This window comes from Treponema pectinovorum (assembly GCF_900497595.1).
Lineage (GTDB): Bacteria > Spirochaetota > Spirochaetia > Treponematales > Treponemataceae > Treponema_D > Treponema_D pectinovorum.
Genome location: NZ_UFQO01000001.1, coordinates 81,727 through 96,243, shown reverse-complemented (window position 1 = coordinate 96,243; position 14,517 = coordinate 81,727). Strand labels below are relative to the sequence as shown.

General features: G+C 33.6%; 15 protein-coding genes and 1 tRNA gene. 6 read left to right on the top strand and 10 right to left on the bottom strand.

From position 1 onward, the window contains the following. Window positions 1-28 precede the first annotated feature (28 nt). Window positions 29-313, bottom strand: a complete 285-nt coding sequence (gene rpsT / locus FXX65_RS00445; protein WP_147612635.1) for a 30S ribosomal protein S20 — start codon at window positions 311-313, stop codon at window positions 29-31. A gap of 212 nt (window positions 314-525) precedes the next feature. Here rpsT and FXX65_RS00440 point away from each other — a divergent pair, with 212 nt between their 5' ends. Further along, a complete protein-coding gene (locus tag FXX65_RS00440) occupies window positions 526-702 on the top strand; it encodes a hypothetical protein (RefSeq protein ID WP_147612636.1) in 177 nt (58 codons plus the stop codon). Window positions 703-802: 100 nt separating this feature from the next. Here the strand turns inward: FXX65_RS00440 and FXX65_RS00435 are convergent, their stop codons facing one another. Continuing rightward, entirely contained in the window at window positions 803-3,256 is a 2,454-nt protein-coding gene (locus FXX65_RS00435; protein ID WP_147614618.1) for a helicase C-terminal domain-containing protein, read from the bottom strand. Between the two features lie 105 nt (window positions 3,257-3,361). After that, window positions 3,362-3,433 (bottom strand) — tRNA-Glu (locus FXX65_RS00430). Between the two features lie 492 nt (window positions 3,434-3,925). Between FXX65_RS00430 and FXX65_RS00425 the strand changes: the two genes are divergently transcribed. Next, window positions 3,926-4,681, top strand: a complete 756-nt coding sequence (locus FXX65_RS00425) for a ParA family protein (RefSeq protein ID WP_147614617.1) — start codon at window positions 3,926-3,928, stop codon at window positions 4,679-4,681. Window positions 4,682-4,869: 188 nt separating this feature from the next. Further along, on the top strand, window positions 4,870-5,397 hold the full coding sequence (locus FXX65_RS00420) for a ParB N-terminal domain-containing protein (protein WP_147614616.1): 528 nt from the start codon (window positions 4,870-4,872) through the stop codon (window positions 5,395-5,397). Here FXX65_RS00420 and FXX65_RS09740 read toward each other — a convergent pair. From FXX65_RS09740 to FXX65_RS00400, 4 genes are all read right to left on the bottom strand, one after another. Next, on the bottom strand, window positions 5,329-5,523 hold the full coding sequence (locus FXX65_RS09740; protein ID WP_281282657.1) for a P-loop NTPase family protein: 195 nt from the start codon (window positions 5,521-5,523) through the stop codon (window positions 5,329-5,331). The genes FXX65_RS00420 and FXX65_RS09740 overlap by 69 nt on opposite strands. 98 nt (window positions 5,524-5,621) lie before the next feature. Beyond that, entirely contained in the window at window positions 5,622-7,331 is a 1,710-nt protein-coding gene (locus FXX65_RS00410; protein WP_147614615.1) for an ABC transporter ATP-binding protein, read from the bottom strand. After that, window positions 7,324-9,063, bottom strand: coding sequence for an ABC transporter ATP-binding protein (locus FXX65_RS00405; protein ID WP_147614614.1), 1,740 nt, complete (start codon window positions 9,061-9,063; stop codon window positions 7,324-7,326). The genes FXX65_RS00410 and FXX65_RS00405 overlap by 8 nt, the downstream gene beginning before the upstream one ends. Before the next feature lie 103 nt (window positions 9,064-9,166). After that, the gene (locus FXX65_RS00400) at window positions 9,167-9,739 is read right to left on the bottom strand and encodes a TetR/AcrR family transcriptional regulator (RefSeq protein ID WP_005367034.1); all 573 of its coding nucleotides are present in this window, start codon (window positions 9,737-9,739) and stop codon (window positions 9,167-9,169) included. A gap of 294 nt (window positions 9,740-10,033) precedes the next feature. Here FXX65_RS00400 and FXX65_RS00395 point away from each other — a divergent pair, with 294 nt between their 5' ends. From FXX65_RS00395 to FXX65_RS09845, 3 genes are all read left to right on the top strand, one after another. Then, a complete protein-coding gene (locus FXX65_RS00395) occupies window positions 10,034-10,393 on the top strand; it encodes a plasmid mobilization protein (protein ID WP_147614613.1) in 360 nt (119 codons plus the stop codon). Then, window positions 10,394-11,191 carry a relaxase/mobilization nuclease domain-containing protein gene (locus FXX65_RS09850; protein WP_433031323.1) on the top strand — a complete coding sequence of 266 codons (798 nt, stop codon included), beginning with the start codon at window positions 10,394-10,396 and terminating at the stop codon, window positions 11,189-11,191. Window positions 11,192-11,286: 95 nt separating this feature from the next. After that, window positions 11,287-11,724 (top strand): hypothetical protein, encoded by a 438-nt coding sequence (locus tag FXX65_RS09845; RefSeq protein ID WP_433031326.1) that lies wholly within the window; start codon window positions 11,287-11,289, stop codon window positions 11,722-11,724. Between the two features lie 17 nt (window positions 11,725-11,741). Here the strand turns inward: FXX65_RS09845 and qatD are convergent, their stop codons facing one another. Genes qatD through FXX65_RS00375 form a run of 3 tightly spaced genes read right to left on the bottom strand, consistent with a single transcriptional unit; the run spans window position 11,742 to window position 14,516 of the window. After that, window positions 11,742-12,473, bottom strand: coding sequence for a Qat anti-phage system TatD family nuclease QatD (gene qatD / locus FXX65_RS00385; protein WP_147614612.1), 732 nt, complete (start codon window positions 12,471-12,473; stop codon window positions 11,742-11,744). Further along, window positions 12,466-13,752: a Qat anti-phage system QueC-like protein QatC gene (gene qatC, locus FXX65_RS00380; RefSeq protein WP_147614611.1), complete on the bottom strand. Its 1,287-nt coding sequence runs from the start codon at window positions 13,750-13,752 to the stop codon at window positions 12,466-12,468. The genes qatD and qatC overlap by 8 nt, the downstream gene beginning before the upstream one ends. Then, complete coding sequence (locus FXX65_RS00375) at window positions 13,749-14,516, bottom strand: hypothetical protein (RefSeq protein ID WP_147614610.1); 768 nt, start codon at window positions 14,514-14,516, stop codon at window positions 13,749-13,751. Before FXX65_RS00375 ends, qatC begins: the two co-directional genes overlap by 4 nt. Window position 14,517: the final 1 nt, after the last annotated feature.

Below are 14,517 nucleotides of genomic sequence, written 5' to 3'. Positions count from 1 at the left end.
GGTTTTTAGACAATGAGTCCTTAATGAATTATTTTGCAGCGGTTGCATTGAATGAAACATTATAGAGTTTCATCATGCGAGACTTTTTGCGAGATACAGCATTCCGTGAAATAACACCCTTACTGCGAGCAGAATCAAGTTTTGATACCAAAGTTGTCAATCTTTCCTGTGCAACTTTTGCATCTTTTGCCTGAACCGCTTCTACAAACTGTCTTGCATAAGTGCGAACTTCACTTTTAATTGCTTTATTGTGCAAGCGGCGAACTTCGCTCTGTGCATATCTTTTTTCTGCAGATGATTTTTTTCCAGCCAAAGGAGGCACCCCCATTAAAAAACTTCAATAAGTTTATCAAAGCAGTGATTTATAGTCAATATATTGCATAATTATTGAAAAACTGACTTTCTGTCGCTACTTATAATGTTCAATCTAGAATTATTTAGAATTCGGCTTTTTGTATTATTGACACAGCCATAAAGAATCATTAGAATACTTCAACATATTCGAATATTTTTGGAGGAAAAGTCATGGCTGGTGCAAGTAAGAACTCACGTACTGCAGTTGCAACTCAAAAATTCATCTGCCCTGTATGTAACGGCGAAATCGTAATGAAGACTTTGTATGAAAACGGAAGACTCCGCAACGTTGCAGAATGTTCTGGTTGTAAACTCACAAAACGTCGCCCTAAAGATTTTAGAAAGTAGACGTTTTAATCATAAAAATCCTGCTAAAACCAAAGTACACGGTTGAGCAGGATTTTTTTTACCCTTCTTATCTTCAAAGTAATTTTTTAATCATACATATTTAATCGATAAAGGATTCTACCGCTTTAGCAATATTTTCAATCGAGTCATACATTTTTTTTGTTTCTGGCAAACTTGAAGTAAAAATTTTTCCATAATGCTTTTCAACAATTCGCCTATCCAAAACGACAATCGCTCCCCTGTCAGAATTGCGCCTCATAAGCCTTCCAAACCCTTGCCTAAATTTTATAACAGCCTCTGGCAGCGAAAGCTCCATAAAAGGATTTCCGCCCCTTTGCAAAACCAATTCCGATCTTGCTGCAAAAACTGGATTATTTGGAACCAAAAACGGAAGTTTTACAATAATAACCTGCGAAAGACTTGACCCTGGCACATCCACACCTTCCCAAAAAGAATCGGTTGCAAAAAGAACACTGCTCTCATCTTCTTTAAAAGTGTTCAAAAGTCTAAAGCGATCATCGTCGCCTTGTTTTAAAATATTTATTCCAGAAGCTTTAAAAGCGGTTTTTGCTGAATCACAAGCATGCCTTAAAGAATCATAAGCGGTGAATAAAACCAAAGTCCTTCCACCACAAGCTTTTAAAAGCTTTACGATTGCATCTTCTGCATAGCTTTGAAACGAAATAAAATCTTCCGGAAAAGGGGCATCTTTTGTAACTGCAAACAAAACATTTTTTTCATAAGGGAACGGAGAAGGAAAATCACCTTCGCTAAGTCGCTGTTCGTCTGCAAAAAAAACACCAGTGCGTTTTTTCCAATAATTAAAAGAATTCCCTATTGAAAGAGTTGCGGAAGTACAGACAACACTAGACATGTTTTCAAAAACACCTCTGTTCATAGTTGGGGCAATATCAAGTGGGGTCTGAATAAATTGAACATAAAAGGGATTTTCATCATTTTTTGTAGAATTTGACGAAAGCCTTGATTTTTGAATCCAAAAAACGCTATCTTGATGCTCATCCCACGACAAAAAATTGTGCATAAAAATAGAAAAATCTTCCAATCGTCTTAGAACACTTCTACTTTCATACAAAACAGGACTTTCATTATCTTCTTCTGGAATAAAATCAAATAATTTCCGTACCGTTCCTACAAAATCCGAAAGATTTTTTTGCAAGGAAGACATCGCTTCAAAAACTTTTGCAAATTTCAATTTTGTTCCATCAAAAACTCTCAAAGTGTAATCATTTTCAAGAATGTCAAGTGATTGCTCATCAAGGTTAGCCAAAGCGATTTTTATTTTATTTACGCTTTCCATAAGTTCGTCAGCATTTTCTTCTGCCATCGAAAGAGAAAGCAAAGTAAGTAAAAATCCAGCGACAGAATTGCGCCTTTGCCTGTACATTAGGTTTAACTGCTTTTGTACTCTAAATCTATTTAACTGAGTACTAAAAAATGACGTTGCTGCTTCTTCAATTCCATGAGCTTCATCAAAAATCAAGCGCTTATAAGGAGGAAGGACGGCAGAATCTTCAAAACCAATGCTGTCAAGACGAGTTTGTATATCAGCAAAAAGCAAATGATGATTTACAATCAAAAGATTTGCGTCAATCGCTTCTTTCCGCATTTTCATGACAAAGCACTTTTCTCGAAAAGGGCACTTCATTCCCATACAGGCGTCGGATTCTGAATTAACCTTTTGCCAGATATTCTCCAGTGGCAAAAAAGAAAGGTCGGTGCGACTTCCTGTTTTAGTGGTTTTTGCCCATTCAAAAATTTTATCAAAACTTTCCTGTTCTTCGTCAAAAAGATCTCTTTCTTTTCCCACATCTTCAAGGCGGCGCAAACAGACAAAATTTTGCCTTCCTTTTACCAACACTGTCTTTAATTTTTTACCGACAATTTCTTCCGCTTTTGGAATATCTTTTTCTATGAGTTGTTGCTGAAGATTTATTGTACCTGTGGAAATTACAACTCTTTCTTTATTTTCAAGCGCCCAAAGGATAGAAGGAATCAAATATGAAAAAGATTTACCGACTCCTGTTCCTGCTTCAAAAACTCCAATTTTGTTGTCGTTAAATGCAAGTGTAATTTTTTTTACAAGGGCTAATTGAGATGGGCGTTCCTCATAATCTTTTGACTTTTTTGCGAAAGAACCAGAATTCGAAAGATAATCGCTGGCTTGTTCTGGATCAATTTTTTTTACCACAACAGGAAGTACAGCCTCCATAACGACATAGACATCTGAAACTTCGTTATTGATTATGTAAAAACCTTGAGCATTTTCTGCACAATCACTTGCAAAAGCTAAATCTGCATCAGAAGGATATAGATTTCCCGACGGATGATTGTGAATTAGAACCGAGGATTTTCTTGCTCCAGAATAATGAATTGGAACACTGTTTATATTTCCTCTGGATAGAGCCTCGACCGAAATAATCATTCCAGTTTCGTCTATATAACCTGCAAAAAAAACTTCGTTTCCGTTGGCATCTTCTATCTGATTTTTGATTTCAAGCCTTGTGCTTTCTGAAAAACGCCTGTTAATTTCCAAATTACATCTCCAAAAAAGGATGACAGAAAAACTATCAATTAAAAAACCCCTTGATGCCAGCAAAAAATGCAAAAACAAATCAAGGGGTTTTTATCTGAAAAAAATCATCTCCCACGGGAATTGAACCCATGTTGTCGGGATGAAAACCCGATGTCCTAACCACTAGACGAGGGAGACATTTGCAATTACTTCGTAATTGACGTTGGTATATTAACAAAAGCGATTTTTTTTGTCAATAAGAAAAATATATTTTGTAAACAAATTGGTATAAGTTCGTCTTATAGGGAATTCGTAAAAAGTTCGTTTTCTTCGTTTTCCTTTAAGGCGCTAAATCTACAACTAAAACAATCAAAAAAGAGGTGTATTAGCGTCATTTCTATTGGTTGGCACAGTTTGATTTAGCATTCTTTTTGTTAAAAGAACCTTCTGTTCAGTCCAATAGGAAGGTTCTTTTTTTATGCTCATTTTCCAAAAGGTCTCCTCCTTTGTTCTTTTGGAAGTGTTGCATAAAAGCCAGATGTTTTCAAAAAACTACTGGCTCTTTTTCGACCCAGACGGTTTGGAATAGGACTTGTCAGCGCCTGTTTTATTCTGGAAGGTTCAACTCCTTCTTGGGTCAATAGACTCTCGTATGAGAGATATAAACTTAATAATCATAGAGGACTGACTATGAAAACAATTACCTTTGCACTTCAAAAGGGTGGCACTGGAAAAACCAGCATTCCCGTATCAACAGCTGTGCAGTTGGCGGAAAATGGAAAAAAAGTATTGATGCTAGATGCAGACCCACAGGGGAACGCAACGACTTGGCTTGGCATCGACACAATTTCTGTAGAACTTGCAGATGTTCTTATGAAAAAGTTACCTGCAAAAGATGCAATCATTAAAACCCAGGTTGAAAATCTTTCAATTATTCCAACAGCAAGCTTAAACTCTGATTTAAGGCTTTATTCAAAAACACTTGCAACCCAGCAACCATTTATCATCAAACATATTTGTCGGGAAGTTAAGGAAGACCTTGATTTTCTCGTTATTGACACATCACCGTCTTTTGGAGCCCTTGAAGAAAGCTGTCTGCTGGCTTCTTCTGATGAAGCCGTTACGGTTTTAAATATCGATGAATTTTCATCTGACGGACTTATTACATTCATGCAAAATATTGACTCTCTAAAAGACCGATACGATACCGACAAACCAAAGATGAACAAAATCATCTTGAATTCAAGGGATTTAAGGCTTGTTCAACAGGCAGATTATCTTGAAAAAATTAAGTCAGCAACAGATTCAAAACTTTATATTGTTCCTGTAGACCAGGGATTTCGTAAAGCTCAGACCGTGCATATTCCGCTTCAATACCTTGAAGGAGTAAAAAAAGAAACTCTGTCGGTCATTTGTGAACTTTGTAAGGATTTGGAGAGAGAATAAAATATGCCAAGCAAAAAGATTTCATACAACGACTTAAAAAACACAATGATAACAATCAGCTTGCACAGGCATTTTCATCTGGAAAAGCCTTAGTTACACAAAATACTGGCTTTGAGAAGGTCAAAATTGAAGATATTGCAGAAAATCCAAAAGGAGACTTCACAGAAATATTTCCGTTCAATGAAGAAATGGCAAAGTCAATTGCTGAGTCAATGATAGCAAAAGGGTATGACAAGACACAGGTAATTCATCTTTTCAAAATCAGAGAAGAGCCAGAAACACTAGAAAAACCAATTCCTGGAGACGGTGCACACCGTGTTGCCGCTGCAAAGATTGCTGACATTGAAGAAATTCCAGCATATATTCATACCTTTGATACCAGAACGGAAACCTTGATATATGCCTATGAACTTCAGATTCTAAGACGAAACCTTGAACCGCCGTATCAAAAACTTGATGCAATGGCAAAACTTGACCAACTTAAAAATCCGGGTAAAAAGGCAGATGGACAATCCACAGGAAAATCATCGGAAGAAATAGCAGCTGTTCTTGGAGTCTCGACTCGTACGGCAGAAAGGATGCGTAACATCATCAACAACGCAGACGATGAAACTCTTGAAGCAGTAAAAAGCGGCACGGTCTCAATTTCAAAAGCAGATAAAATCACCACTGAAAAGAAATACAGTACCTACAATATGCCCTATTTCATGAAGTAATAATTTGCTTATATCTTTTCCTGACACAAAGGCTTTTCCTTGCATTTTGCCTTTATAATAATGCGGAATAAGAACATTCATTACACTTCCAAGAGTGCTTTTACCACTTCCACTTTTCCCTGAAATTAAAATAAATTCACCTTTTTTAATTTCAAGATTGATATTTTTTAAAGCAACTTCCCCATCTTCCCATTCATAAGAAACATCTTTTTACAAAATCATGGTTACACCTCATACTGAGCTTTCCATAATTTTGTGTAGTAGCCATCTTCCTCAAGAAGTTCCCCATGCTTTCCTTTTTCAAGTAAATTTCCTTTTTGAAATACAAGAATTTGGTCAGCTTTCTGAATTGTTTTTAAATGATGAGCCACTACAAGTACGGTTCTATTCTTTGCAAGTTCTGTAATGGCATCTTGTATCAAAGATTCATTTACAGGATCAACATTACTTGTCATTTCATCAAGAATTAAAATCGGTGCATCCTTTAAAAAAGCTCTTGCAATAGATATTCTTTGTCTTTGTCCACCTGATAAAATCCCACCATTTTCTCCAATATCAGTTTCATAACCTTCAGGTAAACTCATAATAAAATCATGGATTCTTGCTTTCTTTGCAGCCTTGATGATTTCTTCTTTTGTTGCCCCTTTTTTTCCTACTCTGATATTTTCCTCAATCGTATTATCAAACAGCTCCACATTCTGCATAACAATGCTGATACGATCCAAAAGTTCATCATAAGGAATATCTCTTATATCAGTTCCTCCAAGTGTAATTTTGCCTTGCTGCACATCATAAAATCTTAATAACAGGTTAGTTATCGTCGTTTTGCCACTTCCTGACTCACCAACCAGTGCAGTCATTGTTTTTTCATCAATATCAAAACTTAAATTTTCCATTTTGAACTCATCTTTTTCATAGGAAAAACCAATGTTCTCAAAAGCTATATCATTATCTTTCGGAATAATCCCGTCCACTTTATCCAGTATTACATCTGCATATAAAATTCTTGAAAGTCTTTCATAACTGTCCACCGCCGAAACATAGTACATATAGTGTTGTTCCATAGAAGCGAACGGCTTATAAAACTCTTTTGAGATTACCGCAAAGATAATAAAATTAAGTACATCAAGATTTCCCTTTACAACAAATATTGTTCCTGCAATTAAAAGAACTAAATATCCAATATCCAGTAAAAAACCAAATATAGATAGCTGTTTTGCCTTGAATCTTGAAGCTGCTTTACTTGTTTCTCCAAACTTTTTTGTCTTATTCATAAGCTCATTATCCAAGCTCTTATTGTTTGAAAAACTCTTTAGTACAGGTATTCCTCTAACATATTCAACAAATAAGCTAACCATATCAAGAAGGCTTAAGTTGTTCTGATTTTCTATTTTTTCAGATTGCTTAATTGTCATATATAGAAAGGCAAGTGCAATCGGAACGGATACTGCCATTATCAGTGCCAACTTTATATCAATACTTGCAAGACCAACAAATACGACTGCACCTATCAAAAAATCACCAAACATTCTCGACCACATGTGTCCTACAACAAGGGACATATTATCAACATCTTTGTGTAAAATTGTATTGATCTCTCCCAGTCTTTCATTGGTATAAAATCCCAAACTGAATTTCTTTAATTTGATAATTATGCTTTCTCTTATTTGCTGAACAATATCAAAACCTGCACTATGCTTTTTCATATCTGCGACCATATTACAAATACCTTTGAAGACTACAAGTAATCCAATCGCAATAAAATATTTATAAAGCATATCTAAACTCGTCCCATCAAATATCTGAAACAGTATAGAAAATACGATAACAATCATGGCTATGGAGCTTAGTCCATAAAGGGCAAAGAATACACTTGATATAATCAAATCTCTCTTGCCGGTTTTTGTAAGTAGTTTTAACATTTCTCTAAACATTTTCTGTTACCACCTCTTTCAAATTCCATCTATCAACTTTGTTCTGTGCATCAACCATATCCTTATAAAAATCACATCTTTTCATCAACTCTTCATGGCTTCCTGCATCAAGAACAACACCCTTATCCATAACTATAATTTGGTCTGAATCTCTAATCGTATTTAGATGATGAGCAATTGTAATGATGGTTTTATCCTTACTTAAATCATCAATCGCTTCACCGATTAGTCTTTCATTTTCACTATCAACAGCTGCCATTGCCTCATCTAATATTAAAATCGGTGCATTTTTAAGTATCATTCTTGCTATGGAGATTCTTTGTTTTTCTCCACCGGATAACTTAACTCCCATTTCACCTATTCGTGTTTCATATCCATTTGGTAAAGCAGAAATAAAATCATGGCATCTTGCTTTTTTAGCAGCTTCTATGACTTCTTCTTTTGTTGCATTTAGTTTTCCGATTGCTATATTTTCAAAAATACTTAAATCAAAAAGGATAACTTCTTGCCCGACACTACCAATCAGCATTGAGATGTTTTCTTGACTATATTCTTTTATGTCTTTTCCATTTATCAGTATTTGTCCTTCGTCTGCATCCCAAAATCCCATAAGCAAATTAGATACGGTACTTTTCCCACAACCGCTTGCACCTACAAAGGCATTCAAGCTATTTTTCTTAAAAGTTAAATTGATATTTTTTAGCTCAAAGCAATCTTTTCCGTATGCAAAATTCACATCTTTAAATTCTATGTTTCCAAATTCTAAACCTTGTTCTGTCTTTTTCTTTGGAAGCGGAACTGTTAAAACTTTTCCAATCGCCTTTAATGCCTCCCTAAACACAATAGAAAAATGTTGCAATGTAGCTGTCTTACTTATAGATGCAGTAAAAGCAGATGATAAAATTATTGCAAGAATAAAATTAGGAGTTGTAATATTCCCATAATAGAGAAAGATACTTCCCAAAATCATGACAATTACCACTCCAATTTCCATAAATATGTCAATAAGTCCCATTGGAATTGTAATTGCTCCCATGCTCTTTTTAACCCAGTAAATATACTCTCTTGCCGTTTTTAATGTTCTTTCACTAATCTCCTCTTCTTTAGCAAAAGCCTTAATCACAGAGATATTTTTTACATATTCCATTAGCTCTTCTCTCATCTTGTTTTCATGGTTAAAGTAAATAGCAAAGTTCTTATCCATTGTTTTCTGTGAAAGAACTTTTACCAAATACATGAGTGGAACTCCGGCAATCATTCCAAGAGCAAGACGCCAGTCTACAAAAATCATAGCTATGAAAATAATGGTAGGCAGAAGCGTAACTGCCATTATTTCAGGAAGACCATGAGCAAGGTATACTTCCACTTGCTCCACATCATGCTGAACAATGTTCGTAAGCTCCCCTGTATTATGTTCTTTGAAAAATCCCAAACTTAGTTTTTTTAGATGCCCGATAATATCTATCCTAAGTTCTGTCAATTTTTCGTATGCTTTCTCATGGGCAACCTTTGTTGCAAAATAGTAAAACACGCCTTTTAATACAAACGATATAAAGATTCCCAAGAATATATACTTTAAATTACCTTCGTTAATATTGTTTGTGATTAAAGAACTAATCAAATATACAAGTAAGATTTGTGGTATCAAATCAAATACTATTTTTAAAGCAAGAAGTGAATTGGATAAACTATTTTTCCCAATCACTTTTTTCCTTAATTCATTTTCCGGCATGAACAACTCTCCTTTCAAAATTGAATAATATTGAATTTTAATTCAGTATTAAAGTTTAAAGTAAGACTTTGCTGATTACGCAAAGTCTATTTTTTAGTGCTGATTATAGGGATTCCACTCCCTTGTAATAACACCTTGCAATAAGTTTTAACATATCTTTTGCCCACTTTTCACTTTGATAGTGCCTTGCTATTTCAAGAAGCCCCTCTGTAAAGTTACTGGCTAAAATATGGGCAAGCATTGGATCATATTCCTGTTTCGATTGTCTTTTTAAACTTACTTCAATATGAACCTGCATTTGCGATATGAGTTTTTGTTTTGCTTCTGTATGCTTAGTACCTGAGCTTTTATCCATTAAAATAATTAACTTCTTACGCTCTTTTAAAAGTTCATGAATATAATTTTCTCCAACTTCATCAAACCTTTCAGAAGCAGAACCTTTTTCCAAAGATTCTTCCTCATTAAAAGCTGACTCGAAGTTTATATAAACAGAACTTACTACTGCATCAAACAAAACTTCCTTATTTTTGAAATAGGTATAAATTAGTGCCACAGGAATATCTGCTTCTTTTGCAATTTCTGTTAATTTGGCACCTCTATAATCCTTTTTATAAAATACTTTTTCCGCTGCTTCGAGTATTCTATTTCTAACTTCTTCTTTTAATACTTGTGCCATAGCACATCTCTTTCTATTCCAATATTGAATTTATGTTTAATAATAAATCAAAATTCAATATTTGCCAAGATAGCTGTAGAAAAAACACTACTTTTATGTTATAATTTATTTAATATTTAAAACTTGCTTAACGCTTGTATTACAATCATTCTTTTGTAGCAAGCACAGTAAGTGTGTACCCACTTACGAAAAATCGATGAAGCAGCCCCTCGTGGAGTTGCTTCTTTTTTTTCAATTTTAGCTTGTTAGGGAGTACCCTAAGACCCCTGAATCTAGAGAAAGGAAGTAACAGACATGGCAAATAGAATTAGAAATGTTCAGCTGAAAATAAACTTAACAGAAGAAGAAAAAGCACTTTTTGAAAAGAAAATGAAGATGTCAAAGTGTAAGACAATGAACCATTTTCTAAGAAAAGTAGTGTCAGAATCAGATATTTATGTTGTCGATTTACAGCCATTTAGAGAAATACAAGGATTGCTTTTTAGGTATGCAAGTAGTGTAAACCAAATTGCTAAACGAGTTAATTCTACTGGTATTATCTATAACGATGACATCAAAGATATGAAATCTCAAATTGAACATCTATCAAAAGAAATATGGCAGATACATTCCCTACTACTCAATAAAACTACTAACAAAGGAGATGACATATAAGTGGCAATTACAAAAATACATCCTGTAAAATCTACTCTTAATCTTGCTATTGCTTATATAACAAATGAAGAAAAGACAGACGAAAAAATATTGGTAAGCACAAATAAGTGCTTTGCTTCAACTGCCCATACTGCTTTTATGAAGACTAGAGAAGATAATAAAGTTAATGGAACTATACTTGCAAGACACCTCATTCAATCATTTATGCCTGGTGAAGCTACGCCAGAAATTGCACATCAAATCGGAATGGAACTTTGCAAGAGAATACTTAAGGATCAATATGAGTTCGTACTTACTACCCATATAGACAAAGGTCATATCCATAACCATATCATCTTCAATAATGTAAATATGGTTACAGGCAAGTGCTACCAGTCTAACAAGAGAAGCTATCATCAAATTAGGTATCAAAGCGATAAATTGTGCAAAGAAAATAATCTATCTGTTATTGATGAATTCTATGAAACTTATAGAAAGAAATATAAGACTAATGGTAAATCATGGTATGAAAATGACCAATTTAAGAAAGGTACTTCTTGGAAAAGCAGACTTCAATTTGATATAGATAGAGCTATTAAACAAGCCAATGATTGGGATGATTTTCTAAAGAAAATGACTACCCTTGATTATGAAATCAAGTATGGAAAGCACATTGCGTTTAAGCACAAGGACAAAGAAAGATTTACAAGAGCTAAGACTATTGGAGAAGATTATACTGAGGATAGATTAAAAGAACGTATCTTAGATAATACTAATCAAAGAACCTATACTGTTAAAAACGTGTTGGGAATATTATAGATATTGCAAATAATGAAAAGATAAAATCAAGCAAAGGCTATGAGTATTGGGCTACAAAACATAATTTAAAAACTGCAGCCGATACTGTACTTTTGATGCGTGAAAAAGGATTTAAGTCTATCTCCCAGCTTGATGAATTCATTAAGGAAAGTGCATTAAAAAGACAAAATATACAGGATGAAATCAAAGTCATAGATAACAAAATTTCAGCTCTATCAAATACTATGGAACAAGTTCATACTGTAAAATTGTATCGTCAAATCTATCTGGAATATAAGAAAGATCCATCTGATAAGGCTTTTTTTGAGGAACGTAAATCAGAAATAATACTCTATGAAAATGCCCTTTCAGACCTAAAAAAAACTTACTCAAAACTTCCAAATTCCAAGGATATTCTGGAAGAGCTTGATTCATTGTATGAAAAAAAGAATACCCTAATGCAAGAGTATTCTTCTGCAAAAACTGATATGAAAGAACTGTATCAGATCAGAAAAAATTATGAGAAATATATGAGTAAGGAGATAGAGAGGTGATTCAATTTATTATATGCTCACAATAGAATTGTTCTAAAGTTTTCTTTTAGTTTTATGCAAATAAACTGTTTCTCTAGATTTTTACTAACACTTAAATATTCAATAATATCATTCATAAAAGATATATTATAAGTTGTATGAAGTCCCTCAGTAAAGGGTGCATCGCTTTCAAGGAGTATCCTATCTATTGGAATCATATCAATAATAGTTCTCCCATTTTTACTCTTTATCATTTGTTGATTTATGGAGAAAAAATAACCTCTCGATATTGCAATTTTTAAATTACTTAAATTACCAGTGTACCAATGCAATATTACTTTTCCCTCAAATCCATCAAGAATTTTCAAACAGTCATTTTCTGCCTTTCTTGTATGAACACTTATTATCTTTTTGTTATCAGCTTTACATAAATCAACAATTTTTTTAAATACTTCTTTTTGCTTATCTACATTTTCTATATTTTGGGCAGAATAATCTAACCCAATTTCTCCAATATAACGTGTCGTTTTAATGTATTTTTCAAAAATATTAATTTGAGCATAATATTGTGCGGCCAACTCTGGATGAAAACCTAATGCTAATCTTACATATTTATAATCCCAATTCTCGGCATAGTATTTCCTATACAAATCTGGTAGATTGGTTACTGCAAGAGTATAAGACTTCTTATCTTCAATATATTTCAAAACTTCATATTTATTTTTGTATAGGTCAAAGTGCATATGCATATCCATATAAAAGTTAGTCATCCAATTCCTCCAAATATGTTTTTAATTCCTCCATACCTCTAATATACAGATTTGCATAATCTTCAATATTATTCTCTATAGAGCCACTAGATTGAATTGTCATAAAAGCGTATTTAGGATTAAATTTTCTTAATCCAAAACGATACGAATTTAAACAAGTTCTGGAAACCTTGCCTCCATTAAATTTATTATCCCTATATGAACTTTGATCTATAATGCCTGCACGCATGATTGCTGCTTGTCTTATTACGCATGGTAAACAGTAACCACAATGCCTAGCTTCCTTTTCTTTTTGCATTCTACCATTATCCGGATGTGAACAGGACATAGTATTATCCAAATTTTCTCTAACAAAAGATTGATTTTTGCAGTTCAACAACATTTCACCTTTTGTTTTAAATTGATACGGATTAACTAACGTTACTTTTAATTCAATTAAATCTAACAACTTTTGAAACAAGCCCATATAATGTGGGTGTGTTGTTCTTGTGCTACTTGTACCTATTCGAGAAAATGTGTTAGGAATATTTAATGAAATAAAACCATTTTCTGGTATAACCAAATGAACTTGCTTTCTCAAACATGATGCAACTGCTAATGAGTGAGAGAAAAACATGAAGGAACGTGTTCTTGTAGTATCTTCAATACCTGACACAACCTTTGCATAATACTGATGGAAATCTCTTAATTCTAATGAATACTGATTAATAAACTTTTCTTTAAGAATATCTTGAAATTCCTTTGTTCCTTTCCCGCCACCATAATGGCTCACAAATAATGTTTTATCACTATTACTTTCCAACAAATCTATTGCACCAATAAACGAATCCATTCCGCCTGAAAACATACAAATTTGATCATAACTTTTTATTTTTTGCTTTGATTTTTCCCATTTATTGTTGTTTATCTTTTCCTCTTCAGATTGCTCTCTTCTTCTAAAAATAAAAGTCCATTTATCGCCGCTTAAAAAATTCAACATTTTCTCAAGTGTTGATTTTGCATTTTGCCACATATCATATTCTAAAATAGGCATGTATATAGAAAATTCTCTACTCCATCCATCATGCGCATCTTTTCTTAAACATAATCTATCCGCCGCAAAAACAGCCATAGAAATGTAAAGCAAATCTAACGCTTGTTGACTGTACCAATACGGTAACTTGTTTTTATTCTTCCAAAATGTATATGAAAAAGAATTGGAGTTGAAAAAATCAACATTTATTGCTTGTTCATCAACTTCAAAAGTATCTGTTTTATTTATGTGACAAACTATTTTCATAAGATTCCCTCCATAACTTTCAAACAGCATTCATGCATATCTCTAATCGTAGACGAAATATTTTTATTTATTATATTACCTTGCTTATTAAACTCAACATCTACAATTCCCATAATCATATCTTTAAATTCGCATTCCGTAGCATATGAATCATCTGCATTTGTTATATACATTTCTAAACGACTACCTAAGTCTTTCATCATTGTAATCCAAATATATGCACCAACGTATTCTTTTAAGGCTTCATGCATTAATTCAATTGACATATTATTTAGAGAGTCTATATCCATCGAATTATTTTCAACATAATCAAATACTTTAGATAGAGCTGCTTGTGTAGCTTCCTTAGCCACAATATCTTCTTTAGTGCTTGAATTAGGTGCAATTACATCTACTAACCTAGAAAAAATCGCCTCTACAGATTTACCTTCGTATTCAATTCCGAGATTTTTAAAAGTTACCTTCACGCCATTAGTGACAATACCATTAAAAAAGTTCCCCAGATTTCCTCCAGCTTTCCTTCCAGAGTATGACTGTGAAGCCAAACTTCTAGCTCCACCAGCTGCTTTAACATATTGTCTTGCTATATGTTTTGCGGAACTGTATGTACCACCACTCTTTACAAACTTTGACATATCTGACTTAACTGTCTTCCATTTGACTGGTTCCGTTACATCAGTGTCTTCATCTTGATTAGGGTTATAATCTTCTGGTAACAAGGAATTTCTATCATTCCTACCATTAAAAATACTTGATGTTCCCATA